The following is a 25390-nucleotide window of genomic DNA, read 5'->3' as shown; positions in this document are numbered from 1 at the left end:
GGATTGCAACAGTGCCCGGACTTATGTACTCGCAGCCGCAAAGACCGGCTGCCCGGCCCCACTGATGAGGATATATTTCCCGTGCCTGAGAATGCCCAAGACATTGTAGAAGCGCCCGTTGAAGCTGAAGAAGCCAACGAGGTTCTGTTCACCGATTTTAACCTTGACGCCCGCGTTCTGGCTGCCCTGACCGACGTCGGCTACAAGACGCCGTCGCCCATCCAGGCAGCCACCATCCCGGTTCTGCTCGAAGGCCGCGACGTCGTCGGCCTGGCCCAGACCGGTACCGGCAAGACCGCAGCGTTCGCTGTTCCCGCCCTCTCCCGCATGGCTGAACTGGCCGAGGTCAACGGACCCACCAAGGACACCCAGATCCTGGTCCTGGCCCCGACCCGCGAGCTGGCCCTGCAGGTAGCCGAGGCTTTCACCTCCTACGCCGCGCACATGGATGACTTCACCGTCCTTCCCGTCTACGGCGGATCCCCCTACGGCCCCCAGCTGAACGGCCTGCGCCGTGGCGCCCAGGTTGTTGTTGGAACCCCGGGCCGCGTGATCGACCACATCTCCAAGGGTTCCCTGGACCTGTCCAACCTGCAGTACCTGGTCCTGGACGAGGCCGACGAAATGCTGCGCATGGGCTTCGCCGAAGACGTGGAGCAGATCCTCTCCAGCACCCCGGATGAGAAGCAGGTTGCCCTCTTCTCCGCCACGATGCCGGGCGCGATCCGCAAGATCGCCAAGAAGTACCTGAACAACCCCGCCGAAATCACGGTCAAGTCCAAGACCACCACCGGCGTCAACACCCGCCAGCGCTACGTGCAGGTCATGGGCCCGCACAAGCTCGATGCCATGTCCCGCATCCTCGAGACCGAGGACTTCGACGGCGTTATCGCGTTCGTCCGCACCAAGATGGCCACCGAGGACCTCGCCGACAAGCTGAAGTCCCGCGGCTACAAGGCTGCCGCCATCAACGGGGACATCCCGCAGCAGCAGCGTGAGCGCACTGTCGAGGCCCTGCGCGACGGCAAGATCGACATCCTGGTCGCCACCGACGTCGCCGCCCGCGGCTTGGACGTCGAGCGCATCAGCCACGTCTTCAACTACGACATCCCGCACGACACCGAGTCCTACGTGCACCGCATCGGCCGCACCGGCCGTGCAGGCCGCAGCGGTGACGCGATCCTGTTCATGACCCCGCGCGAGAAGTACCTGCTGCGCGCCATCGAGAAGGCTACCCGCCAGCCCGTTGAGCACATGCAGCTGCCCGGCATTGACGTTGTCAACGCCAAGCGCCTGGCGAAGTTCTCCGACCGCATCACGGAGACCATGAAGTCCGAAGACCTCTCCGTCTTCCGCGAACTGGTCACCAAGTACATTGCCGAGAACGACGTTCCCGCCGAGGAAGTCGCCGCAGCCCTGGTTGTTATGGCCCAGGCCGGCCGCCCGCTGCTGATGGAAGAAATTCCGCAGGCTCCGGCCCGCCAGCGCGAGCGTTCCGAAGGCCGCAACGACGGCTTCGGCTCCCGCGGCCCGACGCGCGCCCTGACCGAAGGCAACGCAACGTACCGCATCGCCGTCGGCCGCCGCCAGCGCGTGATGCCCGGCTCCATCGTCGGCGCCATCGCCAACGAGGGAGGCCTGTCCTCCGCCCAGATCGGCGGCATCGACATCCGTGCCGACCACACCCTGGTGGAACTGCCCGCAGATCTGTCCAAGGACCAGCTGCGCGCCCTGTCCCGCACCCGGATCGGCGGCGAGCTGATCCACCTGGAACTGGATAACGGACGCCGTCCGGCCCGTGAAGGCGGCTCGAGCGACCGCGCTGACCGCGGTTACAAGAAGGACTTCAAGAAGCGCGACGGCGAGCGGTCCTTCGGTGACCGTGGCTCCGACCGCCCGTACAAGAAGAAGTTCGACGGCGACCGCAGCTTCAGCAAGCCCGCAGGTGCCGGTGCCGGTGCCCGCAAGCCGCGCTTCCGCGACTAAGAGTTACTAACAGGTTGGGCGTCCTCCGGGGCGCCCTTCCTGCGTTTAACGCCCCTTGAGGCGTCCAATCGCTGCTCCGGTGTGGCTGCGCCGGGAGCGGTGGAGATGCACAAACCATACGGTTGGTCCCAGGACCGGGAACGCGAGGATTCCCAGGAGGCACAGGATTTTCACGGACGGCGCAAGGGCCTTGTCACGGGCCAGGGAGATCATCGCGGCGACGGCCAGCACCAGGATGGCAGCTCCAATGGCCATGGTTAGGAACTCCCATGCTGCTGGAACAACCGGGTTGTTGCCTTCTTCCATGCCGCCCCCTTGGAACGCTGCCGTTGCCGGCGCGGTTTCGAGTCAGTCTGCCACAGTCAGTTCGCCGTCCAGAGGTTTGTCGCAGCCCGGGGGTTCGTTTCTGCCCCGGGCGTCCCGGCGCAGCTGCAGCACATCCGCTGCCAAGGCAGCGAGGTCGCGAAGGGTGGCTTCCTGGTCGCCGGTGAGGCTGCGGGCCTTCCGGTCCATGATGCACAGGGTGCCCAGAGCCAGGCCGTCGGCGTTGCGCAGCGGTACGCCGGCATAGAAGCCAAAACCGGGGGAACCGGTCACCAGGGGGTTAGCGGCGGTGCGCGGGTCATGCTGTACGTCATCAACGATGAACGGCGTGTCCTCCCGGACGGTCTGTGGGCACAATGAGTCGCCTGAGGCCGTTGAGCCACGGCGTGTGCCGCTGCCCGACGCTGTCCAGACCCGGTCCGCGCCCACAATGGAAACAGCCGCTACCGGGACGCCCAGGATCCGTGCAGCCACGGCAGTGATCCGGTCCAGCGCCGGATCCGACTCCGCTTCGGACGCTGCTCCCAGTTCCTCGGCGGCCCGGATGCGCTCGGGGTCGTCGGATGCCGCAGTGCTGCGCCGTCCGCGCCCTGCCGCAGCCAGGTCCTGCATGGCCTCCGACACTTCATGGGCCGAGGGCCGGTCGGCGGGGTCAAGGGCCGTCATAGCCCGGAGGATTGCAACCCACTGGGGCCCCAGCGAGTCCGGAATCACCGGGCCGCGGAACAGCCGGGCCAGGGCACTCTCCACCGCCATGCCGGGGAAGGCACGTTCACCGGTCAGGCAGCGCAGCAGCACCAGGCCCAGCGAATAGACATCGCTGTGCGGGCCAGCAGGTTCGGAGCGGACCTGCTCCGGACTCATAAATCCGGCGGTCCCGGTGAATTCCTCACTCTGCGGATTAGGGTCTCCGGCCATCTGGGCTACGCCGAAGTCGGTCAGTTTGGCCCGCAGCCGGGTTTCATCTTCCCGGTAGTCAAAGAGGAGGATGTTCGCGGGCTTGATATCCCGGTGCACAATGCCGCCGCGGTGCATGTAATCCAGGCCGATCGCCAGGTCGTACGCCAGGTGCGCCACCTGACGCACGGGCAGCCTGCCCTTCGCCAGCCGGCGGCTCAGGTCGGAGCCCTGAACCAGTTCCATGGCCAGCCACACAATCGAGGTGCTTGAAGGGGAGACTTCGGTGCCGGCATCGAACAAAGTAATCAGGCTGTGGTGGTTGAGCTGGGAGAGAACTTTCGCTTCGGCTTCATTACGACGGCGTTCCTCATCCGTGCGGGCACGGGAGGCAATGAGCTTCACTGCCACGTCGCGGCCCAGGAGTTCATCAACTGCGCGGTGCACCGATCCCATGGAACCGGCACCGATCCGCTCCTGCAGCCGGTATCTGCCGCCCACGACTGTTCCGGGTTCCATCTGCCTTGGCATCCGCGCGCTCCTGTAAATATCTGACCCAGCCGGCGGGGAAACCGCGGTTTGGAAACCCTGTTGTTTCCTGTCCTAGAGTGTAAGTCCACGGTGGCACTTGGGGCGGCGCGACCGGCCGCTGACCTGCTGAAACAGTGTTGTCTGTCACAGAAGGCCGGTTTGGCCCGAATCGATTTCGCGATGCGGAGAAAGTGCTGGTAGAGTTTTATGTCGTTGCCCCGGTGGGGGCGATGCCCCGATAGCTCAGTGGTAGAGCGCCATCTTGGTAAGATGGAGGTCCCGGGATCGATTCCCGGTCGGGGCTCTCAATGGGAGGGTCCGCGTTTCTAAGCCTGTTGTTCGCAATGGCTTTAGCACGCGGGCTTGACTCATTTATGGCGGTGTAGCTCAGTTGGTTAGAGCGCACGACTCATAATCGTGAGGTCGGGAGATCGAGCCTCCCCACCGCTACAGATTGACCCTCGGAGGTTACTCCGAGGGTCATTTTGTTTGTCGGGACAGTGTTTTCGCCCATTAGGGCAGCACGCTCCCGGCCCTGCGGGCCGTCGGTGAAGGGCGTGGGCTTGTAGGATCGCTTGGGAGAAGAGCACGCCGTCCCGATCAATCGCACCGAGCACGGAACGAAAGATGCAGACCCGATGACTGAAAACCTGCCCGCTCCGGGACAACCGGAGCCCCTGTCCACCCGGCGGGGCCGCCGGGCCGCGGAAGCCCGGTTAGCCGCACAGACCGAAGACCAGGCACCGGACGGGGAAGACGCGGCTGCTGCTGCGCCCGCGGAGGCTGCGGTCGAGGGCCCTTGGGGGACGGTTCAGAACACCAGCGGTTGGGATACCAGCGTCCAGGACAACGGTCAGGATGACGGTGGAAACGCGGCCGCGCCGGCCGCAACCGGACGCCGGAGCCGTGCAGCCCAGGGACGCGGGGAAACCGAACCTGCGTATGAGTTACGCGAATGGACGGAAGCCGGATCCGCTGTCCCGGAAAACCACGAGGCCGCGGGGTCCGAAACCCAGGCAGAATTGGCCGGTGCTGGCGTGGGGGCGCCCGGCGCGGGTGCATCGACAACTGAAAGCGATACGAACATCTCTACCGAGCATGCCGCCCCTGTGGAAGAAACTGACCCGGTGGAAGAAACCGACGCCGTGGAGAAAACCGAGTCGCTGCAGCCAGCCAGTGGGCTGCCTTCCGGCGAGGAACTGTCAAACGAGCTCCCGAACGAAACGGAACCGGCCCGGGGTGCCGGAGAACTGGAACAGGTGCCCGCAACGGAAGCGCCCACCTATGCCTGGGACGGCCCGGAGCCGGCGACGGCCGGCATGTCCCGGATTCCGCTGCTGAGCGATCTTCCGGCGTCGGTTTTCCCCGCCGCCCTTCCTCAGCCGCCGGCTGAACCGCCGGTAAACTCCGAAGAACTTCCCCTCGTGGACGGTTCGGGGCCAGCCGATGACGCCGCCCCTTCCGGCGGTGCTCTTCCCTCCGATGCCCCTGTAGCTTCCGGCGATGCTGAAGCACCCGTGGAAGACGGCACCGCGCGCCCCGCGGCCGAGGTTGCGGTGCTGCCCCCGGCCCCCGCCCAGATGCCCGCGGACCTGCGCGAACGCACGCGCCTTGCCGTCCGCGGGGAGCCTAACGACGTCCGCCGGGCGACCTTCCTGGACACCGGCACCGCGAAGATTCCGGCAGCACGCGGATTCCGCGGCTTCCTGGCCTCCATGGGACTGCGCATCGCACCGTCCTCCAAGGAGCTCGCCGAACGGCGGGACACCCGTGCCGTCAGCCAGCACTGGCCGGGACCGCGGACCATTTCCGTGGTGAACGGCAAGGGCGGAGCCAACAAGACCCCCACCACAGTGATGCTGGCAGCGTTGTTTGCCCGCAACGGCGGCGGGCCGGTTTTGGCGTGGGACAACAACGAAACCCGCGGAACCCTCGGCTGGCGCACGGAACAGGCGCAGCACGATTCCACCGTTATGGACCTGCTCCCGGAGACCGGGCTGCTGCTCTCACCGGTGGCGCAGTCGGCGATGCTCGCCCGGTTTGTGCACCACCAGACCGATGACAAGTACGACGTCCTCCGCTCTAATCCGAATGTCCTGGCCTCCGAGCAGAAGGTCACCCAGGCAGACTTCGATGCCCTGCATGAAGTGGCCTCGAAATACTTCCGGCTGAACATCGTGGACTCCGGCAATGACGAAAGTGCCGAACGCTGGCTGCGGATGATTGACCACACCGATCAGCTGGTCATCGCGACGACCACCGTCGAAGAGCATGCGGAGGCTGGAGCCCTGCTGCTGGAGGCGCTTCAGGAACGCGGTGGGCGCTCCGCCGAGCTGGCGCGCGGCGCCGTCGTGATTGTCTCCCAGGCTGACCGCAACGGCACCGAAGCCCAGGCCCGCCGGGTGGCCGAAGCCTTTAAGGTACTGGCCCGGGCCGCTGTGACCATTCCTTATGACCCTGCGCTGGTGAAGGGCCAGATTCGGTACGCCTCCCTGCGGCCGGCAACCCAGCGGGCCTGGCTGAAGGCTGCCGCCGCCGTCGCCGAGGGCCTGTAGCAAAAAGATTAGTTCGTCAGCTTGCTTAGTATTGGCTCTTGTTCCTAGGGTGGAAGGCAGCGGCGGTCCAGGCCGGACCGCCTGACCCACGAACGGAGGCAAAATGTCAGTACATGATATTTCCGGCAAGAAGGTCGCTTTCCTGCTCACGGACGGTGTGGAGCAGATTGAACTTACAAGCCCCTGGGACGCGGTGAAGCAGGCCGGCGGCCAGCCGGTGCTGGTCTCGCCGGCCAGCGGCACCCTCCAGGGCTTCAACGGCGTGGACAAGGCAGATACGTTCACCGTTGACCTGGATGTTGCCAAGGCCAACGCTGCGGACTTCGACGCACTGGTCCTCCCCGGCGGCGTGATCAACGCCGACTACCTGCGCGTAAACGAAGACGCACGACGGTTCACCCGTAACTTCTTCGAAGCAGGTAAACCGGTGGCGGCGATCTGCCACGGCCCCTGGCTGCTGATCGACGCCGGCGTGGTGAAGGGACGGGACCTGACGTCCTTCCACACTCTCGCCACGGACCTGCGCAACGCAGGTGCTAACTGGTCCGATGAAGAGGTGGTCGTGGACCAGGGCTTGGTCACCAGCCGCACACCGGATGATCTTCCGGCCTTCAACGACAAGGTCGTAGAGGAAATCTCCGAAGGCCAGCACGCCGGCCAGCACGCCTAGGCCTGCCCGCATATCCGCCCCGGCTGCCCGGGATACCCCGTGGCAGCCGGGGCGGACCGCTGTCTAAACCTGCTCCGGGTCCTGTGCAGGTTGTCCAGCACATTGGATGAGAAGTCCCTGCGCTTTTCCGGCCCACTGCCTAGGGTGGAAGCATCCGGGGGAATCAGCCTCCCGGGCCTAGCGAAGGGGGAGCATCCCTGTGCCCAGCGAAGAACCAGCACTGGAGGAATCCGCAGCCGGCAGCTCTGCGGTGACAGACGGGCAGCGTCCGCTCGAGGGAATCCTGGTAGCCGATTTCTCCCGGGTGCTGGCCGGGCCGCTGTGCAGCATGACGCTCGCCGACCTGGGTGCACGGGTGATCAAGGTGGAACGCCCCGGTGCCGGCGATGACACGCGCAGCTGGGGACCGCCCTGGTCGGGAACCGGCGCCACCTACTTCGAGTCCGTGAACCGGAACAAGGAGTCCGTGTGCCTGGACCTGAACGACGACGGCGGCAGGCGGCTGGCGCGGGAACTCGCCCTCCGCGCGGACGTGCTGGTGGAGAACTTCAAGCCGGGCGGTCTTGCCCGGCTGGGCCTGGCGTACCCGGAACTCAGTGCAGAGAACCCGGGCCTCATCTGCGTCTCCATTTCGGGTTTCGGCGCTGAAGGTGGACGGGACCTTCCCGGCTACGATTTTGTGGTCCAGGCCCTGGGCGGGCTGATGAGCATCACCGGCGAGGTTGACGGTCCGCCGATGAAGGCCGGAGTGGCGCTGGTGGACGTACTGACCGCGAAGGACGCCGCCATTGCCGTTCTTGCCGCGCTGCAGGCCCGCCGCAGCACCGGCCGGGGCAGCCACATCCAGCTGAACCTGCTCTCCAGCCTGCAGGGCGCCCTGGTGAACCAGGCCCAGGCGTATCTCGGTTCCGGGTCAGTCCCGGCCAGGATGGGCAACGCACACCCCTCGATCGTGCCGTACCAGCTGCTGGGCTGCGCCGACGGGCCGCTGGCCGTCGCCTGCGGAAATGACTCCCAGTTTGCCCGCTTGGCGGAGCAGCTGGGCGCCCCTGACCTGGCCACCGATTCCCGGTTCGCCACGAACAGCGCGCGGGTGGAGCACCGGGACGTTTTGATTCCCCTGATCGAGGAGCTGCTGGAAACCGCACCGGCCGCCGTCTGGCAGCAGCGCCTGACCGGTGCCGGAGTCCCCGCAGGGAGGGTCGCCGGAATCGATGAGGGCATCGCATACGCCGCGTCGCTGGGCCTGCAGCCCACCATGGAAGTGCAGGATTCCTCCGGGCAGGCCGCCGGACGGCAGATCCGGCATCCCGCGCTCTGGGATCCACCTCTGGCACCCCGGTCCGAGGCTCCGCCGAGGCTCGGACAGCACACCGGCGAAGTGGTCGCCTGGCTGCGGGACAGGACGGAAGGCACTGCGGAAGCGATAACGGAAACCACGGGGGAGGCGGAAGCAGGCCTGCCGGCGCAGCTATAGCCTCAGCATTGACGGGGCAGGCCTGCCGGTCCCGGAGCAGCCCGCTGGCTACCGCTCGTACTGGCGCAGCTCCAGCCACAGCGGCGCGGAGACATCCGGATCATCCAGATCCACACCCAGCAGGGAAACAGCGATCCCGATACGGTGCCGCAGCGAGTTGCGGTGCACGCCCAGGGCACGGGAGGTGTTTTCCCAGTGTCCCCGGTGCCGGAGGTACTCGGCGACGGTGCCGACCAGATCAGCCCGCGGATACTGCGCCAGTTTCTGCACCCAGGCCTGCGCCGCGGCGTGGTGAGGATTGCCGGTGCCGGCCAGCACACCCGGGGGAACCTGACCCAGCGCGCGGCGCAGCCCCGGAACCAGGCCCGCCACCTCACCCAGGGAAACCGGTTCACTGACGACGCCGCCCAGCCCGGGAACCGCGGTCTCTGCCGCGATGACAGCGGTTTCCGGTCCCGCGTCAGCTTCCGCAGGCAACCCGTCGTGCGGTAGCAGGACGTAGAGGACCCCCTCGCGTTCGTACCGGAGGGAGCAGGCCGCCAGAGCCCGGGGGAGCGGCTGCACTCCGCCCTCGGGGACCAGCGCCCGGGCACGCCGAACCAGCTCCGGGGCATCGGCGCCGTCGGCCGGAAGCGCCAGTACCCGCACCCGCTGCGGAAGCTCGGCCAGCCCAACTTCCTCGGTGAGGAGCCGGGCTGCTTCCGGGTGCCCGTGCAGCAGCAGCTTGGCCGCGGCTGAAGCCAGCGCCGAGGTGGTGCCGGAGGCGGCTTCCCGCTGCCTGGCCTTCAGTGCCAGGAGCGTGCAGACGGTCATAATGACCTGGCGGTCCGCCGCAGTGAGCTTCCGCCCCGGTCCAACCGCGAGGAAGCCGTGGAGCCTTCCGGTGCGCCCGCTCACCGGAATCGGATACTCCACAACGGCCTGCCCGTGGATTTCGAAGGTGGCGGCAGAATGCGTGCCGGCCCGGTTCAGCCGGACGGTTTCGGTCCGCAGCAGGGGGAGGAGGGGTCCGGTGCTTTCCGGCCAGTACCGGGCCGGTCCCTGGTCCGCCGGGAGGAACGCGGCCCAGCCGCCCAGTGCCTGCGCCAGTCCGCGGACGACGGCGGAGGTTCCGTCCGGCCGCATCGTCGCCTGTGCGAGGGCGGTCTGGGTGCCGAGGCTGCCGAGCAGGTCGGCCTGCCCGCTGCGGGCTGACAGACCCCAGAAAGCGCGGGAGACCTGCTGGAAGGGCACGCCGTCGGGCACCGTCAACAGATGGATCCCGGCCTCGTCGCAGGCCTCGGCCAGCTGCGCGGGAACCTGCTCCAGCCAGGGGCCGAGTCCGATCCCCAGGGCGTGGATACCCTTCGCCCGGAGCCGGGCCACATAGCCGGCTGCGGCGGAGGGGGAACCGCCGAGCGGCATACCCGTGGTCAGCAGGAGCTCCCCGCCCTCCAGATACGGCGTGGGATCCTCCAGCTCGGACACATGGACGCCGGTGAGCTGACGGGACGGGAGGGTCCGGCGGCTCACGGGCACCAGGCTGGATCCGAGGGCCATGCTGAGCTCAGTGAGTGAAACCATAGGACAAATCATCCGTCATCGGCGGCTAACGTGGCCGGAATGCTCAATGACGCATGTCGCCGGCGACCGTAGCGTGGGCTCATGACCCAAACTGCATCTGCTGCCACGGGGGAAACCCTGGAACCTGCTGACCTGATTGACTTCGACTCCCTGCTCAGCGGTGAGGAGCTGGCCCTGCGATCCACGGTGCGGACCTTCGTGGACGAAGCGATCCGGCCGAATATTGCCGGCTGGTTCGAGGCAGCGCACTTCCCGCTGGAGATCGTCCCGGAGCTGGGCAGGCTTGGCCTGCTGGGGATGCACCTGCAGGGCTACGGCTGCGCCGGGCGCACAGCGGTGGAGTACGGCATTGCCGGTGCCGAACTTGAGGCAGGCGATTCCGGGCTGCGGACGTTTGTTTCGGTGCAGGGGTCCCTGGCCATGAGTGCCATCGCCAAATGGGGTTCCAAGGAGCAGAAGTCCCAGTGGCTGCCCGGCATGGCAAAGGGCGAGCTGATTGGCTGTTTCGGCCTGACCGAACCCACGGCCGGTTCCGATCCGTCCGCCATGAAGACCTTCGCGCGGCGGGACGGTGAAGACTGGGTGCTGAACGGAACCAAGCGCTGGATCGGCCTGGCCAATGTGGCTGACGTGGCCGTGATCTGGGCGCAGACCGACGGCGGCATCCGCGGCTTTGTGGTTCCCACCGGAAGCAGGGGGTTCTCCGCCACACCGATCGAGCCGAAGCTCTCCATGCGGGCCAGCATCCAGTGCGAGATCGAACTCACTGACGTGCGCCTCCCGGCCGACGCGCTGCTCCCTGACGCGCAGGGCCTGCGCGGTCCGTTCTCCTGCCTCAACGAAGCCCGCTACGGCATCATCTGGGGCGCCATGGGAGCGGCCCGGGACTCCTTCGAGGCCGCCCTCGCCTACTCCAAGGACCGGCTGCAGTTCGACAAACCCCTGGCGGGCTACCAGCTCACCCAGCAGAAACTCGTGGACATGGCCCTGGAAATCAACAAGGGATTCCTGCTCGCCCTGCACCTGGGCCGGCTCAAGGACGCCGGAAACCTGCAGAACCACCAGATTTCCGTCGGCAAGCTCAACAACGTCCGTGAGGCCATCGCCATCGCACGGGAGGCCCGGACGATCCTCGGCGGCAACGGCATCACCCTGGACTACTCGCCGCTGCGCCACGCGAACAACCTGGAGTCGGTCCGCACCTACGAAGGGACCGATGAAGTGCACACCCTGATCCTGGGGCAGCGGCTCACCGGTCTTCCCGCGTTCCGCTGATCCCTGCGGCAACCGGCGGCAGCGGGTGGGGTACCGTGAAATGTTGCCCCACCCCTTTCCGCGCCCGGAGGCCGTGCACGAATGACCGTCCGCTTTGATGAGTGACCTTCGCTGCCTGTGCGCCGGCACGGCCTGGGATGACGGAGGTGCGGCGCTCAGGCTGCAGACACCCGGCGGCAGCACGCATCTGTTTCGGCTCGACCCCGGCACCGAACTGCGTTTCCGGATCCAGCCCGGGTCACCGCGGTACTGCCTGGGCTATGACCTGGTGCGGGAAACCGGCCGCGGGTCCCCTCCCTGCCCGGCACAGGCCCCGGCTGAACGCGGCTACCAGTGCGGGAGCTGCTTTGCCCGCGATGAGGGCCGGCTGGTGCACAACAGCCACCGCGGCGGGCCCCTGCCGGCCGGGCTGCGGAGCTATCTTTCCCGGCCGCAGTGGCTTTATATCGCCACCTTTGCTGACGGCACCACCAAGGTGGGAACCGCAGCAGACCAGCGGAGGGTGCTGCGCCTGACGGAGCAGGGCGCCGTTGTGGCTCAGTACGTGGCCCGGGCCGCGGATGGGCTGCGGGTGCGGATCCTGGAGGACACGGTGTCCTCCGGCCTCGGCCTCACCCAGGCCGTACGGTCCGGGGCAAAATGTGCGTCGCTGGCAGCTCCGCTTCCGGCAGAATCCATCACGGACATCAACACCGCCCACGCGGATGCCGCCCGGGCGCTGCTCTTCACTCTGGACCCCGAAGGCTTCCAGGTGGTCAAGGATTCCTGGCCCCGCCCGGCAGCCTTTGATGCGGTGCTGGGCCACGGCGGCGCGGGAATCTATCCGCTGCCGCTGGCTTCCGGTGAGCACGGCCTGCTGATCCACGGCCTGCTGGGCAGCACCGCGCTGGTGTCGACGGACAGCGCGGAGCTCCGATTCCTGGCGGACCTCACCCAGCTCAAGGGGCAGCGGCTGGAACTGGGCCGGTTCCGCACTGCGCTGCCTGCCCTGCAGGAATCGCTCTTCTAAACCGGCCCGGCTGCTTCGGTGCGGCGCCGGCCACACGGTTTCGGTAACGCCGGGGCCCCGACTGTATTCTGAAACCATGCTTAACACCCCTTGGGAAACCGGATCTCCGCTGTACCGCCGTCTGGTCGTCATTGCGCTCTCCGTGACGGGCGCCGGAATCCTGATGGTCCTCCTCGGGGCGGTGACCAACCAGCAGATCATTATGTACCTTGCGCTGCCGGTGATCGTGGTGGGCATGAGCGCGCACCTCAGCGGTATGGTGGTGCGTGCCCGCGACGCCAAACGCCGGATGAAGGGAAACAAATGAGCATCAACCCCGACCTGCAGGGCCGCAGCTACCCGGCGGGGGAGCCTTACCAGGTGGGGCGGGAGAAAATCCGCGAGTTCGCCCGTGCGGTGAAAGCGACCCATCCGGCGCACTTCGAGACCGCCGCCGCGGAGAAGCTCGGTTATGCGGACCTGGTCGCCCCTCCGACGTTCGCGATCATCGTGGCCCAGCAGGCCGACGCCCAGCTGATCAACGATCCCGAGGCCCGGATCGATTTCTCCCGCGTGGTCCATGCCGACCAGCGGTTCACCCACCACCGGCCCATTGTGGCCGGCGACGAACTGGTGGCTGAACTTCACGTCGACTCCGTGCGTGCCATGGGCGACGGCGCCCTGATCAGCACCCGTGCGGAAATCTCCACGCTGGAAGGCGAAAGGGTCGCCACCACTGTTTCATCCATCCTCGTCCGGGGAGAGGGCCAGTAACCATGTCCATTGCACTCAGTGAATTGGCAGCCGGCCAGGAAATCGGCAGCACCACGCTGGAGATCAGCCGGGCGGACCTGGTCCGCTACGCCGGTGCCTCCGGCGACTTCAACCCGATCCACTGGAACGAACGGTTTGCCCGGTCGGTGGAACTGCCCGGCGTGATCGCGCACGGTATGTTCACCATGGGCGCTGCTGTCCAGCTGGTCACCGACTGGATCGGCGATCCCGGGGCCGTGCTGGACTACCAGACCCGCTTCACCCGGCCGGTGCTCGTCGAGGACCTCGACGATGCTCCCGGTGCGGTTGTGAACGTTACCGGCACCATCGGGGCGCTCGACGTCGACAACTCCACCGCGCGGGTGGACCTGACTGTCACCTTCAACGGCCAGAAGGTTTTGGTTAAGGCGCAGGCGGTCGTCCGGATCTGGTGAGCGCACTGACCTCGATGCAGCTGGCATCACTGACTACATCCCGCGTGGGCGGACCCGCGCGGCGCTACCTGTTGGCCGAAACGCCGGATGAGCTCATCGGCATGGTCCGGGCGGCGGACGAGGCGTCCGAACCGCTTCTGCTGGTGGGTGGAGGATCCAACCTGCTGATTTCCGACACCGGCTTTGACGGTGCAGTAGTGCATGTCGGGAACCGCGGAGTAACCATCCGCAACGGCAAGGGCGGCACCGCAGTCGTCGAAGCCCAGGCCGGCCAACCCTGGGATGAGCTCGTCGCCCACACCGTGGCCGAGGGGTATTCCGGGCTGGAAGCCCTCTCCGGCATCCCGGGCCTGGCCGGAGCGACGCCGGTGCAGAACGTGGGTGCCTACGGAGCCGACGTTTCACACAGCATCGTCTCCGTGCAGACCTGGGACCGCGAAACCCGGCAGCTGCGCCGCTTCGGCGCCGCGGAACTGGAATTCGGTTACCGCGATTCCCTCCTGAAGCGCACCACCGTCAACGGTTCTCCCCGCTATGTTGTGCTGAGCGTGGAGTTCTCCCTCACCCAAGGCACAGCCAGTGCACCGATCCGCTACGCCGAGCTGGCCCGGGCGCTCGGTGTGGAAGTTGGAGACAGCGCCGACGCCACCGATGTCCGCCGCGAAGTGCTCAGGCTGCGAGCCGGCAAGGGCATGGTCCTGAACCCTGCTGACCCCGATACCCACAGCACCGGTTCCTTCTTCACCAACCCCATCCTTCCGGCTCCAGACGCGGACAGGCTTCCCGCCGAGGCGCCGCGCTACCCGGTAGCCGAACCGGGCATGGTCAAACTCAGTGCCGCCTGGCTGATCGAGCATGCGGGCTTCGGCAAAGGCTTCGGACTGCCCGGAAACCCGGGGAGTGGGATCGCCGGCGGCCGCGCTTCCCTGTCCGCTAAGCACACCCTCGCCGTGACCAACCGCGGCGATGCGTCGGCACAGGACCTGCTGGCGATCGCCCGTGCGGTGGCCGACGGCGTCGAACTGGCGTTTGGTATCCGGCTGCAGCCGGAGCCGCTGCTGATCAACTGCTCCCTGTAAACCACCTGCCGTAAGCGGCCGTCCGGATCTCCGGGCGGCCGCTTTTTTGCTGCCGCAGGGGGCATGGACTCCGCACTGATTTAAACTTCGGCTCTTGAATAGTTAGACTTTCTAACCATGAGCTTCGATGAATCCCTCGAACTATCCCGGCAGCTGCGCCCGATGCTGCCCCGGCTCTACCATCTGAGCCGCCGGCGTCTTCCGGGGTGGGACCTGACGGCGTCGCAGTCCTCCACCATGACCACTCTGGTGGACCGTGGCCCCCTGCGGATGGGTGAGCTGGCAGCGCTGGAAGGCGTTCAGCTCCCGTCGGCCACGTCGGTGGTCAACGGCCTGGTCAAACTGGAGCTGGTCGAGCGCCGGGCGGACCCTGGGGACCGCAGGGCGGTCGTCATTGATCTGACCGAGAAGGGCCGGAAACAGGTGCAGGAGCTGGTGACCCGGCGGAACCAGGCCTTTGCCTTGCTGCTCGAGCGCCTGCCCGAGGCAGACCGCAGGCTGCTGGAGGGTGCGGTTCCGGCCATTGGGCGCCTGCTGGCACTGGGGCCGGGGCCCGCAGAGGACGGGCCCGGAGCCGTGCCTGCGGAGAACGAAGAGAACTAATACGCAACCGGAAAGGCAAACAAACACATGAGCAAAGCCGCAGCCACTGAACCCCATCCGGCACATCCGCGGCTTACGGATGCGCTGCGGGGGCAGCCGAAAACGGTTTGGGTTACTGCCTTTGCCGCCGTGATCGCTTTTATGGGCATCGGACTGGTTGATCCCATCCTCAACACCATCACGGAGGAACTGGGAGCGTCGCCCACAGAAACCACGCTGCTCTTCGGCTCCTACCTGGGTGTCCAGGTGGTGGCCATGCTGCTGACCGGGGTGATGTCCTACCGGTTCGGAGCCAAACGGACGCTCATCACCGGTCTGGTGCTGATTGTGCTGGCCGCCGGAGCCTGCGCCCTGGTGAACAGCATCGAGTCACTGGTGTGGCTCCGCGCCCTCTGGGGACTGGGTAACGCCTTCTTCATCGCCACGGCCCTCTCGGTTATCGTCGGCGCAGCGGCCGGCGGCCAGGCCGGTGCCATCCTGCTGTATGAGGCCGCCCTCGGCGTCGGACTCGCCGTCGGGCCGCTCCTGGGCGCCGCACTGGGCACCATCTCCTGGCGCGGTCCGTTCGCCGGCACCGCCGTGCTGATGGCTGTTGGCGTCATCCTCTGCGCCACCATGCTGGCCAAGGACAAGGGAAAGGCCCAGCGTCAGCGGATCCGGCTCATCGACCCGCTCCTGGCCCTGCGCAACCGCAACCTGCTCCTGACCTCCCTGGGATCGGCCTTCTACACGGCGGCGTTCTTCGCCATCATCGCCTGGGCACCCTTCGTCCTGGAGGAAGGCGCCTTCTACGTGGGCTTCGTCTTCTTCGGCTGGGGCCTGTGCGTGGCAGTCTCCGGCGTGGTGCTTGCCCCCAAGGTGGCCCGGTGGTTCGGCGAACGCGGAGGAGCCGTCCTCGCCGTGCTGATTTACGCCCTGGTCCTGCTCGCCATGGCCGTCGGCAACAAGACCGTTGTGGTCATCGGGATCATCGTGTCCGGTATCTTCTCCGGCATCCTGAACACCCTCTTCACCGGTACCGCCATGAGTTCGGGAACGGCCCCGCGCGCCGTCAACAGCGCCGGCTACAACTTCCTGCGCTGGTTCGGCGGAGCAGTTTCCGCCGTGCTGGTGGGTCACGTGGCCGGGTGGCTGGGCCTGCGGGCCCCGTTCTGGGTGGGTGCCATCTGCTGTGCCTTAGCGGCGGGGCTGCTGCTGCTCCGCCAGGAGGGCGGCGACCCGGATCCGCACACCGTGCCGGAGGAAGCTGCCGCCGTCGGCGCAGACTGACGCCCGGCTCCCCGGAACAGCAAAAAAGCGGCCGTTTGGAATTCCAAACGGCCGCTTTCCGCGTTTTGTGAGGCTACAGGTTTCCGGTCGCGATGCGCAGCATCCGGCGCAGCGGCTCGGCCGCGCCCCAGAGAAGCTGGTCGCCGACGGTGAAGGCGCTGATGTACTGCGGACCCATTTCCAGCTTGCGGATCCGTCCCACGGGAATGTCCAGCGTGCCGGTGACCGCTACCGGGGTCAGCTCCGCCATGGTGGCTTCCTTGGTGTTAGGAACCACCTTCGCCCACTCGTTGTCGGCGTCGATGATCCGCTCAATCTCGCCGATGGAAAGGTCTTCGGTGAGCTTCAGGGTCAGGGCCTGGGAGTGGGAGCGCATGGCACCGATGCGGACGCAGAGACCGTCGAACGGAATCCTGGCAGCTTCAGCGGTGTGGCGGCCGAGGATCTTGTTGGTCTCCGCTCCGCCCTTCCACTCCTCCTTAGACTGCCCGTTGCCCAGGTCAGCATCGATCCAGGGGATGACGGAACCGGCCAGCGGAACCCCAAACTGGGAAGCATCCATGGACGGATCCTTCTGCTGGGCCAGGACCGCGCGGTCGATTTCCAGGATGGCCGACGCCGGATCGGCCAGGTTGGCCGCGACGGCGGAGTTCAGGGTGCCGAACTGGTTCAGCAGTTCACGCATATGGCGGGCGCCGCCGCCGGAGGCTGCCTGGTAGGTCATGGAGGTGCCCCACTCAACGAGCCCGTTGCGGAACAGCCCGCCCAGGCCCATGAGCATGCAGGACACGGTGCAGTTGCCGCCCACGAAGTTCTTTACGCCCCGGGCCAGCCCGGCGTCGATGACGTCGCGGTTGACCGGATCCAGCACGATGATCGCACTGTCATCCATGCGCAGCGTGGAGGCGGCATCGATCCACAGGCCGTCCCAGCCGGCGTCGCGCAGCTTGGGGTAGACCTCGGCGGTGTAGTCGCCGCCCTGGGTGGTGACGATAATCGGCAGCTTGGCCAAAGTCTCAATGTCGTACGCGTCTTCCAGGGTGCCGGCACCCTGGGCGAAGGCCGGTGCCTGGCCGCCCGCGTTCGAGGTGGAGAAGAAGACGGGGTTGATCAGGTCGAAATCGCCTTCATCCTGCATGCGCTGCATAAGGACGGAACCGACCATGCCCCGCCAGCCGACGAAGCCCGCGGTGGGAACAGAGGTAGCTGCTGATGTCATGGGAATCAGTCTAGGCCAGTGGCTGGCCGCTGTCCTGATCGGTTACGCCGCGGTTCCGGGTCCACAGGGCAATACGGTACTGCAGCCCGTTGGCGGAGGTATACCAGTCCTGGGCAGGGCTGACGGCGGTAAAGGTCCAGTCCGGTCCCAGCCGGGGAGCGTAGCTGTCCCCCTCGGTCTCCGTGTTGATCACCGTGACGATTGCAACATCAGCCAGCGGTTCAGCTGCGGCGTACAGCTGGGACCCGCCCACGATCCAGATCTGGCTGCTGCCTTCGCTGCCCTCAGCAGCTTCCAGGGCGGCTTCCAGGGAGGGGACGACGACGGCGCCCTGGGGGCCGAGCTCGGCTGCCAGTCCCGGGCGGGAGGAGATCACGATGTTGGTGCGGCCGGGCAGCGGCCGGTAAGCCTCCGGGAAGGATTCCCAGGTGCGCCGGCCCATGATCACCGGATGTCCCTGGGTGCTGGCCTTGAAATGGGCCAGGTCCTCCGGCAGGTGCCAGGGCATCCCGCCGTCCTTGCCGATCACGCCGTCGCCCGTCTGAGCCCAGATCATCCCGACCAGCGGCACGCCCGTTGTGCCGAACCCGCGGGCAGCCAGGGCTTCATCGAGCTCCAGTCCAGGCTTCCCCGGATCGCCGGCAGGGTAGTAGCGGGTGGAAGCAGCGGACTTGTTCTTCTCATTCAAGGCGAATGCCCTTTCACACGGCGATAGGTGCTTTGATACCGGGGTGGTGCTGGTAATCCAGGACCTCGAAGTCCTCAAGCTCATAGTCGAAGATGCTGGCCGGCTTCCGCCGCAGCCGCAGCTGAGGATACGGGAACGGCTCGCGGGACAGCTGTTCGGTGACCTGGTCCATGTGGTTGTCGTAGATGTGGACATCGCCGCCGGTCCAGACAAACTCACCGGGCTCCAGGCCCACCTGCTGCGCCACCATCAGGGTCAGCAGGGCGTAGGAAGCAATGTTGAAGGGGACGCCCAGGAACGTGTCCGCGGAGCGCTGGTAGAGCTGGCAGGAGAGTTTTCCGTCCGCGACATAGAACTGGAACATCGCGTGGCACGGCGGCAGGGCCATGTTCTCCACTTCTGCCGGATTCCAGGCGGTGACGATGTGCCGGCGTGAATCGGGGTTCGCCTTCAGCCCGTCAATGAGCTTCTCGATCTGGTCGATCTGCCCGCCGTCCGGAGTGGGCCAGGAGCGCCACTGGACACCGTAGACCGGGCCCAGCTCGCCGTCGTCGTCCGCCCACTCGTTCCAGATGCTGACGCCGCGTTCCTGCAGCCAGCGGACATTCGAATCCCCGCGCAGGAACCACAGCAGTTCCAGCGCCACGGACTTGAAGTGCACCCGTTTGGTGGTGATCAGCGGAAAGGACGTGCTGAGGTCGAAGCGCATCTGCCGGCCGAAAACGCTGCGGGTGCCGGTGCCGGTGCGGTCGGACTTTTGGGTCCCGTTCGCCAGGACGTCGCGGAGCAGGTCTTCGTACGGTGTGGGAATGGTGGTCACTGCTCCAGTGTAGTGGGCGTGCGTTGATGGTCCCCGGGCGCAGAGCGCAATGCCGTCCCCAGCAGCTGAAGCAGCGCGGGGCCGCTGATGCCGTGCCGGCGGGCGAGTGTGAGGAGGTTCTCGACGGCGGCGGTGAGCTCCGGCGGCGTGGCCTGCACGGACCGTGTTTCCAGCGGCCGCGGGGCGATGACCGTGCCGCGCCTGCGCATGGCGGTGACGGTGCCTTCGGCTTCGAGCTCCTTGTAGGCCCTGGCCACGGTGCCCGGGGCGACGCCGAGGTCCGCGGCCAGCATCCGGATGGTGGGCAGCCGGTCGCCGGGCGAGAGGACGCCGGAAGCAGCCAGCGCGCTGACCTGACCGCGGATCTGCTCATACGGAGGAACCGGAGACTCCAGATCCACACTGATGCGGGCACTCATGGCTGTGGGGCCGGAGGAACGTCCTCACGGTCGGCGTACCCCGGCAGGTCCGGAAAGTGGGACGGGCCGAACTGCCGCAGCGCAATGACCAGCGCGGCCAGCAGCCACAGCCAGGCCCCCGCGCCTGCCTGCTGGACCAGCGGTGCCAGCCAGGTCAGCGGCGGTTCGAGTTCGATGCCGTTCCAGGAGCTGTGTGCCCAGGCGCTGTGCAGCGAGAGGTTGAAGATGGAGACCCCCACGGCCGCAACACTGGCAGCCGCTGTGGTCCGGGCGATCCGGAAGAGCGCCACGCGGCGCAGGCGCAGGTCCACGGTGCGGTCTGCGGCTGGGAAAGCGGGACGCTCCAGGACCCGGCGGGAGAGGAAATCCGTCAACACGGGCAGCAGCAGTACCAGGACGGCTGCGGAAAGGGCGAAGCGCCAGTCAAAGAACGGGTCAATGTCAACGGTGTCAATGGTTAGGCCCGGGGGATTCGTCCCTTGCGGGCCGTAAGCGCTTGCGGCAGCAGCCACGGCATAGGCGCGGGCTGCCGGGTCAACCGACGGCCCAATCAGCGCCGAGCCCAGCTGGATCAGCAGGACGACGGCGGCGGCACCGGTGGCGGTCCACCCCAGCCAGCGGGGCGGTCGGAGGAAATTCAGGTCCTCCGGGTCCAGCTCGCCGATGCTCCCGGTGTTCCCGGTGTTCCCGCTGCAGAGGCGCACCGTGTGCCGGGCAATCCAGCGATCCGTGACGAATGACATAACCAGGAACACCACCGCGCCGCCTGCCACGGCCAGCAGCGCACCGGCCCGGTCCTGCCAGGTCAGGGCGAATATGACCGATCCGGCTGCGGCGGCGGCGATGGGACCGGCGAGGGTGAGGCGCAGGCTCGCCGCAAGGGACCTGACCGCCAGCGGCGACCGCGGGGGAGCTTCGGCCTGCCCCAGCGGCTCGTCCTCCGGAGCCTCGGGCAGCGGCACCCGCGGTGCGCGCTTCAGCAGGGCAAACAGGCCGGCGTAGAAGAGGGGCAGACTGATAATCCGCAGGACATCCCCCGTCTGGCTCAGCCCAGGCGGTGTGGGGTAGTTGGAGAGGAAGATGGCGCCGGACGTGTTCAACGACATCAGGAGGGCGGCGGCTACCCGCAGGACCCGGTGAGCCGAGGCCCGGCGCAGTGCGGCGTCCGCTTCCACGGTGGTGCCTGGAACCATGGGCCGCACGGAGATGAGTTTGAGGATTCCCGCCGTGGCTCCGGCGGTCAGCAGGAGCCACGGCAGCCATCCGAACAGCAGTGCCATGGCTGGTGGCGAGAAGGGATCGCGTTGAAGCACGGTCCCGAGGACCAGCAGATCCAGGACCAGGAAGATCAGGGCAACGCAGGCCATATACCCTGGCACGAGCGTGCTTAGGCTGCGGTGCCGGAGGACGGCGGTGCGGACAGCGCCACGCGGCCGCGGCCAGGTCAGTTCACCGACGGCGAGGACTGCGAGTGCGAAGACTGTGGGCGGCCCCAGCTGCAGGAGCGCGGCGGGGATGCTGAAGTGGCCGTTCCACCACAGGTCCCCGCTCGCTTCCACGAGCGCGGGCCGCAGGACACCGGGGAGCCACATAGCCGTTGCCAGGGCAACGATCCCGATCCGGCGGGCATACCTTTGCGCGGCCTCAGTGACGGTCCGGGCGTCCGTTCCCGGCTTGGGCCGGACGGACAGCACCATCAAGGTGAGGACAACCGCCCAGAACAGCAGGGTGCCGAGTGTGGATAGGACTACCGCTGCCATAAGGATCCCCCGGAGCTATGAATCGAATGTACCGAGTATTTGATACATAACTCCGGGGGTCAAGGGTTTGAGGGCAACCCTTAGAGGGCGCCGCCGGCGGCCTCGGGGGCACCTGCGTCGTCGCCGCCGTCGCCCACGCGCTCGCGGGCCATGAAGTTCTCCAGGTCGAACAGGTTGTCCGCCCGGCGGGCCACGGCAAGCAGCGTGCTCATCGAGGCGACTTCCTCCACCTGCTCCTTGAGGAACCACAGCATAAACTGCTCGCCGAGGGCGTCACCTTCCGCGCGGGCCGCCGCAAACAGCGCCTCGATCTGGGAGGTCACCTGCTTTTCCTGGGCCAGGGCCAGGGAAATCGGCTCCACCACATCGGCGAAATCGTTCTTGACCGGCTCAATCCCGGGGATCCGGACGGGCAGGTCCCGGTCCAGCATGTACTGGACCAGCATCATCGCGTGATTACGCTCTTCCACTGACTGCGCGTAGAAGTGGCGGGCCAGCTGCGGGAGGTCCTCGCCGTCGAAGTACACGGCCATGGCCACGTACTGCTGCGAGGCATTGAATTCGTTACCGATCTGGGCTTCAAGGAGTTCAGTGAATTTGCTCATGACGCTAACAATATGCGTGCTGACCTGCGCAGAAAAGGACGGATAGGCTTAGCTCGCCAAGGCTAGGCTAAGCACTCCCGTGGGTTTTCCCCAGCCGCCGCAGCCCTAGTCATCGAAGGGCCGGTACCGCTCCAGTGAGACGATCCGCCGCGGATTGCGCCGGCTGACATGGCAGATCACGGCCTCGCCTGGAACCAGATACGGATCCTTGTCCGGAAGCTGGGCTGACATGGCGTCCGCCATGTGCGCTGACAGGACCTCGAAGACCAGGGGCAGGACCGGCCGGTGGGTGCACAGCGCCACCGGCTTGGCTTTCTCAAACAGACTATCGACGGCGGCGCGGGCCTTCCCGGGCTTGCGTTTGGCGCTGTGCTCGGTCAGCGCGTCCACTGTCTTAAACTTCGGTTTGCGCGCATTTACGTAGGGGCCCATGGTCTGGACGCAGCGGAGCCAGGGGCTTGTGGCCACCCGGTCCGGGCTCCAGGCCACCAGCAGGCGGGCCACGGCCTTGGCCTGGCGCTGGCCGGTGGCTGCGAGCGGACGTTCGCCCTCGGCCCGGGCCCAGGAGGACCGGGGCTTGGCTTTCGCATGCCGGACGACGATCAGCGGCCAGGTGGCCAGGTCACCGGCCTCGTGCGCTGCCACCAAGGCCTCCAGCGGCAGCCGGTCGGTGGGGTTGGTCAGCAGCCCGGCAGCTTCCTCGGGGGCGCACCAGCGTACACCGTCGACCTCCTTGCCGTCGGGCCGCGGTTTAGCCGACTCAACGTGGGCGGCCCAGTAGTGCACGGCTTTGAGGCCGGATGCCACGGGATACCGGGTCTGGGGGAGCGGGATGCCCAGCCTGATGTGGAGCCCGATTTCTTCCCGCACCTCCCGCACGGCGCACTCAGGAACTGTTTCGCCGGCGTCGAGCTTCCCCTTCGGCCAGGACCAGTCGTCATAACGCGGCCGGTGGATCATCAAAACCTCCAGCTGGTCGGCCTGCACCCGCCAGCAGATAGCTCCGGCGGCCACGACCTTCGGCTCGCCGGACAGATCCAGGGCGTAGGGCGTCTCACCCAGCAGCAGGGCAGCCGTCTCCTCCGGGGCATCCCGGCCGTCCTCCGGGAGGGAGAGCGCCGAGGCGGCCGGTCCCGGTCCATCCGATGCGGGCGCGGAGCCCGTGGAACCCTGTATCAACGGCGCACCAGCGCGCGCTGGCGCGAGCGGGAAGCGAGCAGCCAGGACTGCACGTCCTCCAACAGGTTCCCGTTGGCGTCCTTATGGTGCCGGGTCCAGATGCCGTCCGCATCCAGGTGCCAGCTGGCGGTCCCGGGGTCCAGATAACGGTCCATGAGCTCGATCAGGTTGGTGATGTCGTCCGGTGAACCCAGCTGCACCAGCGCCTCGACGCGGCGGTCGAGGTTCCGGTGCATCATGTCCGCGGAGCCGATGAAAACCACCGGGTCCCCGCCGTTGGCGAAGGCGAACACACGGGAGTGTTCGAGGAAGCGGCCCAGGATGGAACGGACCGTGATGTTCTCGCTCAATCCCGGAACCCCCGGGCGGACCGAACAGATACCGCGGACGATCACGTCAACCTGGACACCGGCCTGGGAAGCGCGGTACAGGGAGTCGATGATTGCCTCATCGACCATGGAGTTGACCTTGATGATCACCCGGCCGGGAAGGCCGGCCTTCTTATTGGCGATTTCCCGTTCAATCCGGTCGATCAGTCCCGATCGGACGGACCGCGGGGCCACCAGGAGGCGTTTGAACGTGGACTTGGGGGCGTAGCCGGAGAGCTGGTTGAAGAGCTTGGTGAGGTCTTCACCCACCTTTTCGTTCGCGGTGAGCAGGCCCAGGTCCTCGTAGTAGCGGGCAGTGCGGGGGTGGTAGTTGCCGGTACCGATATGGCAGTAGCGGCGCAGGCCGTCCACTTCCTGGCGGACCACCAGGGAGAGCTTGCAGTGCGTCTTGAGCCCGACGATGCCGTACACCACGTGCACCCCGGCCTGCTCCAGTTTCCGCGCCCAGGAGATGTTCGCCTGTTCGTCGAAGCGGGCCTTGATTTCCACCAGTGCCAGGACCTGCTTGCCGGACTCCGCGGCGTCGATCAGTGCATCAACAATGGGGGAGTCACCGGAGGTCCGGTACAGGGTCTGCTTAATCGCCTGCACCCGGGGATCAGCAGCCGCCTGCTCCAGGAACGCCTGGACGGAGGTGGAGAAGGAATCGTAGGGGTGGTGCAGCAGGATGTCGCGGCGCCGCATGGCGGCGAAGACATCGGCGGGCTTGGAGGTCTCGGATTCCTTCAGGTGCAGCGAGGTGTGCGGAACCTGCTTGGGGTAGTGGAGGTCCGGCCGGTCGATTCGGCTGATCGGGCTGAGGCCGCGCAGGTCCAGCGGTGCCGGCAGGGTGTACACCTCGTCCTCTTCGACACCGAGTTCGCGCACCAGCAGTTCCCGGACGCCAGGGTTGATGTCCGGAGTGACTTCCAGCCGGACCGGCGGCCCGAACCGGCGGCGCAGCAGTTCCTTCTCCAGCGCCTGGAGCAGGTTCTCGGCGTCGTCCTCTTCAACTTCGAGGTCCTCGTTGCGGGTCACGCGGAAGGTGTAATGCTCCACCACGTCCATACCGGGGAAAAGCTGGTCCAGGTGCTCGGCGATCATGTCTTCCAGCGGGATGAACCTGGCGGTGCGTCCCGCAACGGTTCCGGCACGGGGACCGTCCACGGAAATCAGCCGCGGCAGCTGGTCCGGCACCTTGACCCGGGCGAAGAAGTCCTTGCCGCTGACCGGGTTGCGGACCACTACGGCAAGGTTCAGCGACAGGCCGGAGATGTACGGGAAAGGATGCGCCGGATCCACGGCGAGGGGCGTGAGGATCGGGAAGACCTTCGCCGCGAACTGCCGGTGCAGCTGGGCCTTCGAAGCGTCGTCGAGTTCCTTCCAGCTGACCAGGTGGATGTTCTCCTCCGCCAGCGCCGGGCGGATCTGCCGCGCAAAAACCTCTGCGTGCCGCTGCTGCAGCCGGTAGCCGGCCTGGGTGATCTCCTCCAGCTGTTCAATGGGGCTGAGTCCCGCTGCGGAGGGAACGGCCAGGCCGGTGGCGATGCGGCGCTTCAGGCCGGCCACCCGGACCATAAAGAACTCATCGAGGTTGGAGGCGAAGATCGAGAGGAAACTGACGCGTTCCAGCAGGTAGAGCTCCGGATCCTCGGCCAGTTCCAGCACCCGGGCGTTGAAATGCAGCCAGCTGATCTCCCGGTCCAGGAAACGGTCCGGGGTGATGTCGCCGCTCGGCAGCAGGGCGGGACCGAAATCCGGAATGTCGATGCGGTCCTGCGTGGCCCGCGGTGCGGGCATCGCTTCGGCAGAACCGAAGGACAACCGCGTGCTGGCTACGGTCTCGGAATCCATAGTATTTCTCCCTGGCAGTTCTGGCTGGCTGCTTCGGCTCCCGGGAACCGGAG

The 25390-nt window shown here is 66.8% G+C and carries 23 protein-coding genes and 2 tRNA genes; 14 read left to right on the top strand and 11 right to left on the bottom strand.

Annotated features, from left to right (window positions below):
* Positions 1–102: 102 nt before the first annotated feature.
* Positions 103–1986: a DEAD/DEAH box helicase gene (locus ArtHe_RS10890; RefSeq protein ID WP_248319761.1), complete on the top strand. Its 1884-nt coding sequence runs from the start codon at positions 103–105 to the stop codon at positions 1984–1986.
* A 45-nt stretch (positions 1987–2031) separates the two neighbouring features.
* Here ArtHe_RS10890 and ArtHe_RS10885 read toward each other — a convergent pair whose 3' ends face one another.
* Both ArtHe_RS10885 and ArtHe_RS10880 read right to left on the bottom strand, forming a co-directional pair.
* A complete protein-coding gene (locus ArtHe_RS10885; RefSeq protein WP_248316780.1) occupies positions 2032–2292 on the bottom strand; it encodes a PLDc N-terminal domain-containing protein in 261 nt (86 codons plus the stop codon).
* Between the two features lie 42 nt (positions 2293–2334).
* Complete coding sequence (locus ArtHe_RS10880; RefSeq protein ID WP_248316779.1) at positions 2335–3738, bottom strand: GAF domain-containing serine/threonine-protein kinase; 1404 nt, start codon at positions 3736–3738, stop codon at positions 2335–2337.
* Between the two features lie 232 nt (positions 3739–3970).
* Between ArtHe_RS10880 and ArtHe_RS10875 the strand changes: the two genes are divergently transcribed.
* The 5 genes from ArtHe_RS10875 (at position 3971) to ArtHe_RS10855 (ending at position 8440) form a co-directional block, all read left to right on the top strand.
* Positions 3971–4042, top strand: a tRNA-Thr gene (locus tag ArtHe_RS10875).
* 72 nt (positions 4043–4114) lie between these two features.
* Positions 4115–4188, top strand: a tRNA-Met gene (locus ArtHe_RS10870).
* A 188-nt stretch (positions 4189–4376) separates the two neighbouring features.
* Complete coding sequence (locus ArtHe_RS10865) at positions 4377–6293, top strand: AAA family ATPase (protein ID WP_248316778.1); 1917 nt, start codon at positions 4377–4379, stop codon at positions 6291–6293.
* 103 nt (positions 6294–6396) lie between these two features.
* Positions 6397–6963 carry a type 1 glutamine amidotransferase domain-containing protein gene (locus tag ArtHe_RS10860; RefSeq protein ID WP_248316777.1) on the top strand — a complete coding sequence of 189 codons (567 nt, stop codon included), beginning with the start codon at positions 6397–6399 and terminating at the stop codon, positions 6961–6963.
* Positions 6964–7213: 250 nt separating this feature from the next.
* Entirely contained in the window at positions 7214–8440 is a 1227-nt protein-coding gene (locus ArtHe_RS10855; protein WP_248319759.1) for a CoA transferase, read from the top strand.
* Between the two features lie 48 nt (positions 8441–8488).
* On the opposite strand, the gene ArtHe_RS10850 is transcribed toward ArtHe_RS10855, so the two are convergent.
* Complete coding sequence (locus ArtHe_RS10850) at positions 8489–10003, bottom strand: PucR family transcriptional regulator (RefSeq protein WP_248316776.1); 1515 nt, start codon at positions 10001–10003, stop codon at positions 8489–8491.
* Positions 10004–10084: 81 nt separating this feature from the next.
* Between ArtHe_RS10850 and ArtHe_RS10845 the strand changes: the two genes are divergently transcribed.
* The 8 genes from ArtHe_RS10845 (at position 10085) to ArtHe_RS10810 (ending at position 16425) form a co-directional block, all read left to right on the top strand.
* Positions 10085–11278 carry an acyl-CoA dehydrogenase family protein gene (locus ArtHe_RS10845; protein WP_248316775.1) on the top strand — a complete coding sequence of 398 codons (1194 nt, stop codon included), beginning with the start codon at positions 10085–10087 and terminating at the stop codon, positions 11276–11278.
* 97 nt (positions 11279–11375) lie between these two features.
* Positions 11376–12287 (top strand): DUF2797 domain-containing protein, encoded by a 912-nt coding sequence (locus ArtHe_RS10840; RefSeq protein WP_248316774.1) that lies wholly within the window; start codon positions 11376–11378, stop codon positions 12285–12287.
* A 76-nt stretch (positions 12288–12363) separates the two neighbouring features.
* Entirely contained in the window at positions 12364–12594 is a 231-nt protein-coding gene (locus ArtHe_RS10835) for a hypothetical protein (protein ID WP_066296098.1), read from the top strand.
* The gene (locus ArtHe_RS10830) at positions 12591–13040 is read left to right on the top strand and encodes a MaoC family dehydratase N-terminal domain-containing protein (RefSeq protein ID WP_066296095.1); all 450 of its coding nucleotides are present in this window, start codon (positions 12591–12593) and stop codon (positions 13038–13040) included. The genes ArtHe_RS10835 and ArtHe_RS10830 overlap by 4 nt, the downstream gene beginning before the upstream one ends.
* Before the next feature lie 2 nt (positions 13041–13042).
* Positions 13043–13474, top strand: a complete 432-nt coding sequence (locus ArtHe_RS10825) for a MaoC family dehydratase (protein WP_248316773.1) — start codon at positions 13043–13045, stop codon at positions 13472–13474.
* Between the two features lie 5 nt (positions 13475–13479).
* A complete protein-coding gene (locus ArtHe_RS10820) occupies positions 13480–14553 on the top strand; it encodes a UDP-N-acetylmuramate dehydrogenase (RefSeq protein WP_248319757.1) in 1074 nt (357 codons plus the stop codon).
* Between the two features lie 117 nt (positions 14554–14670).
* Entirely contained in the window at positions 14671–15156 is a 486-nt protein-coding gene (locus tag ArtHe_RS10815; protein WP_248316772.1) for a MarR family transcriptional regulator, read from the top strand.
* Positions 15157–15183: 27 nt separating this feature from the next.
* Entirely contained in the window at positions 15184–16425 is a 1242-nt protein-coding gene (locus tag ArtHe_RS10810; protein WP_248316771.1) for an MFS transporter, read from the top strand.
* A gap of 73 nt (positions 16426–16498) precedes the next feature.
* Here ArtHe_RS10810 and asd read toward each other — a convergent pair whose 3' ends face one another.
* From asd to ArtHe_RS10770, 8 genes are all read right to left on the bottom strand, one after another.
* Entirely contained in the window at positions 16499–17644 is a 1146-nt protein-coding gene (asd, locus tag ArtHe_RS10805) for an aspartate-semialdehyde dehydrogenase (protein ID WP_248316770.1), read from the bottom strand.
* A gap of 10 nt (positions 17645–17654) precedes the next feature.
* On the bottom strand, positions 17655–18332 hold the full coding sequence (locus tag ArtHe_RS10800) for a dihydrofolate reductase (protein WP_248316769.1): 678 nt from the start codon (positions 18330–18332) through the stop codon (positions 17655–17657).
* Positions 18333–18345: 13 nt separating this feature from the next.
* Positions 18346–19152, bottom strand: a complete 807-nt coding sequence (locus ArtHe_RS10795) for a thymidylate synthase (protein ID WP_248316768.1) — start codon at positions 19150–19152, stop codon at positions 18346–18348.
* Complete coding sequence (locus ArtHe_RS10790) at positions 19149–19571, bottom strand: GntR family transcriptional regulator (RefSeq protein WP_248316767.1); 423 nt, start codon at positions 19569–19571, stop codon at positions 19149–19151. The genes ArtHe_RS10795 and ArtHe_RS10790 overlap by 4 nt, the downstream gene beginning before the upstream one ends.
* A complete protein-coding gene (locus ArtHe_RS10785; RefSeq protein ID WP_248316766.1) occupies positions 19568–21331 on the bottom strand; it encodes a hypothetical protein in 1764 nt (587 codons plus the stop codon). Before ArtHe_RS10785 ends, ArtHe_RS10790 begins: the two co-directional genes overlap by 4 nt.
* Positions 21332–21411: 80 nt before the next feature.
* Positions 21412–21936, bottom strand: coding sequence for a ferritin (locus ArtHe_RS10780; protein WP_248316765.1), 525 nt, complete (start codon positions 21934–21936; stop codon positions 21412–21414).
* 105 nt (positions 21937–22041) lie between these two features.
* Entirely contained in the window at positions 22042–23004 is a 963-nt protein-coding gene (locus tag ArtHe_RS10775; RefSeq protein ID WP_248319756.1) for an NUDIX hydrolase, read from the bottom strand.
* A gap of 107 nt (positions 23005–23111) precedes the next feature.
* Positions 23112–25337 carry an RNA degradosome polyphosphate kinase gene (locus ArtHe_RS10770; RefSeq protein ID WP_248316764.1) on the bottom strand — a complete coding sequence of 742 codons (2226 nt, stop codon included), beginning with the start codon at positions 25335–25337 and terminating at the stop codon, positions 23112–23114.
* Between the last annotated feature and the right edge of the window lie 53 nt (positions 25338–25390).

Source organism: Arthrobacter sp. Helios, assembly GCF_023167125.1.
GTDB classification, from domain to species: domain Bacteria; phylum Actinomycetota; class Actinomycetes; order Actinomycetales; family Micrococcaceae; genus Arthrobacter_B; species Arthrobacter_B luteolus.
Note: the sequence above shows the minus strand (reverse complement) of the source record. Positions and strands in the feature narration are given on the sequence as shown.

Bases quoted from the DNA above. Each gene is read 5' to 3' on its own strand.
- ArtHe_RS10780 (WP_248316765.1), bottom strand. From the start codon at position 21,936: ATGAGCAAATTCACTGAACTCCTTGAAGCCCAGATCGGTAACGAATTC.
- ArtHe_RS10860 (WP_248316777.1), top strand. From the start codon at position 6,397: ATGTCAGTACATGATATTTCCGGCAAGAAGGTCGCTTTCCTGCTCACG.
- ArtHe_RS10840 (WP_248316774.1), top strand. From the start codon at position 11,376: ATGAGTGACCTTCGCTGCCTGTGCGCCGGCACGGCCTGGGATGACGGA.
- ArtHe_RS10815 (WP_248316772.1), top strand. From the start codon at position 14,671: ATGAGCTTCGATGAATCCCTCGAACTATCCCGGCAGCTGCGCCCGATG.
- ArtHe_RS10810 (WP_248316771.1), top strand. From the start codon at position 15,184: ATGAGCAAAGCCGCAGCCACTGAACCCCATCCGGCACATCCGCGGCTT.
- ArtHe_RS10850 (WP_248316776.1), bottom strand. From the start codon at position 10,003: ATGGTTTCACTCACTGAGCTCAGCATGGCCCTCGGATCCAGCCTGGTG.
- ArtHe_RS10865 (WP_248316778.1), top strand. From the start codon at position 4,377: ATGACTGAAAACCTGCCCGCTCCGGGACAACCGGAGCCCCTGTCCACC.
- ArtHe_RS10845 (WP_248316775.1), top strand. From the start codon at position 10,085: ATGACCCAAACTGCATCTGCTGCCACGGGGGAAACCCTGGAACCTGCT.
- ArtHe_RS10835 (WP_066296098.1), top strand. From the start codon at position 12,364: ATGCTTAACACCCCTTGGGAAACCGGATCTCCGCTGTACCGCCGTCTG.
- ArtHe_RS10830 (WP_066296095.1), top strand. From the start codon at position 12,591: ATGAGCATCAACCCCGACCTGCAGGGCCGCAGCTACCCGGCGGGGGAG.
- ArtHe_RS10825 (WP_248316773.1), top strand. From the start codon at position 13,043: ATGTCCATTGCACTCAGTGAATTGGCAGCCGGCCAGGAAATCGGCAGC.
- ArtHe_RS10885 (WP_248316780.1), bottom strand. From the start codon at position 2,292: ATGGAAGAAGGCAACAACCCGGTTGTTCCAGCAGCATGGGAGTTCCTA.
- ArtHe_RS10785 (WP_248316766.1), bottom strand. From the start codon at position 21,331: ATGGCAGCGGTAGTCCTATCCACACTCGGCACCCTGCTGTTCTGGGCG.
- ArtHe_RS10790 (WP_248316767.1), bottom strand. From the start codon at position 19,571: ATGAGTGCCCGCATCAGTGTGGATCTGGAGTCTCCGGTTCCTCCGTAT.
- ArtHe_RS10770 (WP_248316764.1), bottom strand. From the start codon at position 25,337: ATGGATTCCGAGACCGTAGCCAGCACGCGGTTGTCCTTCGGTTCTGCC.
- ArtHe_RS10880 (WP_248316779.1), bottom strand. From the start codon at position 3,738: ATGCCAAGGCAGATGGAACCCGGAACAGTCGTGGGCGGCAGATACCGG.
- asd (WP_248316770.1), bottom strand. From the start codon at position 17,644: ATGACATCAGCAGCTACCTCTGTTCCCACCGCGGGCTTCGTCGGCTGG.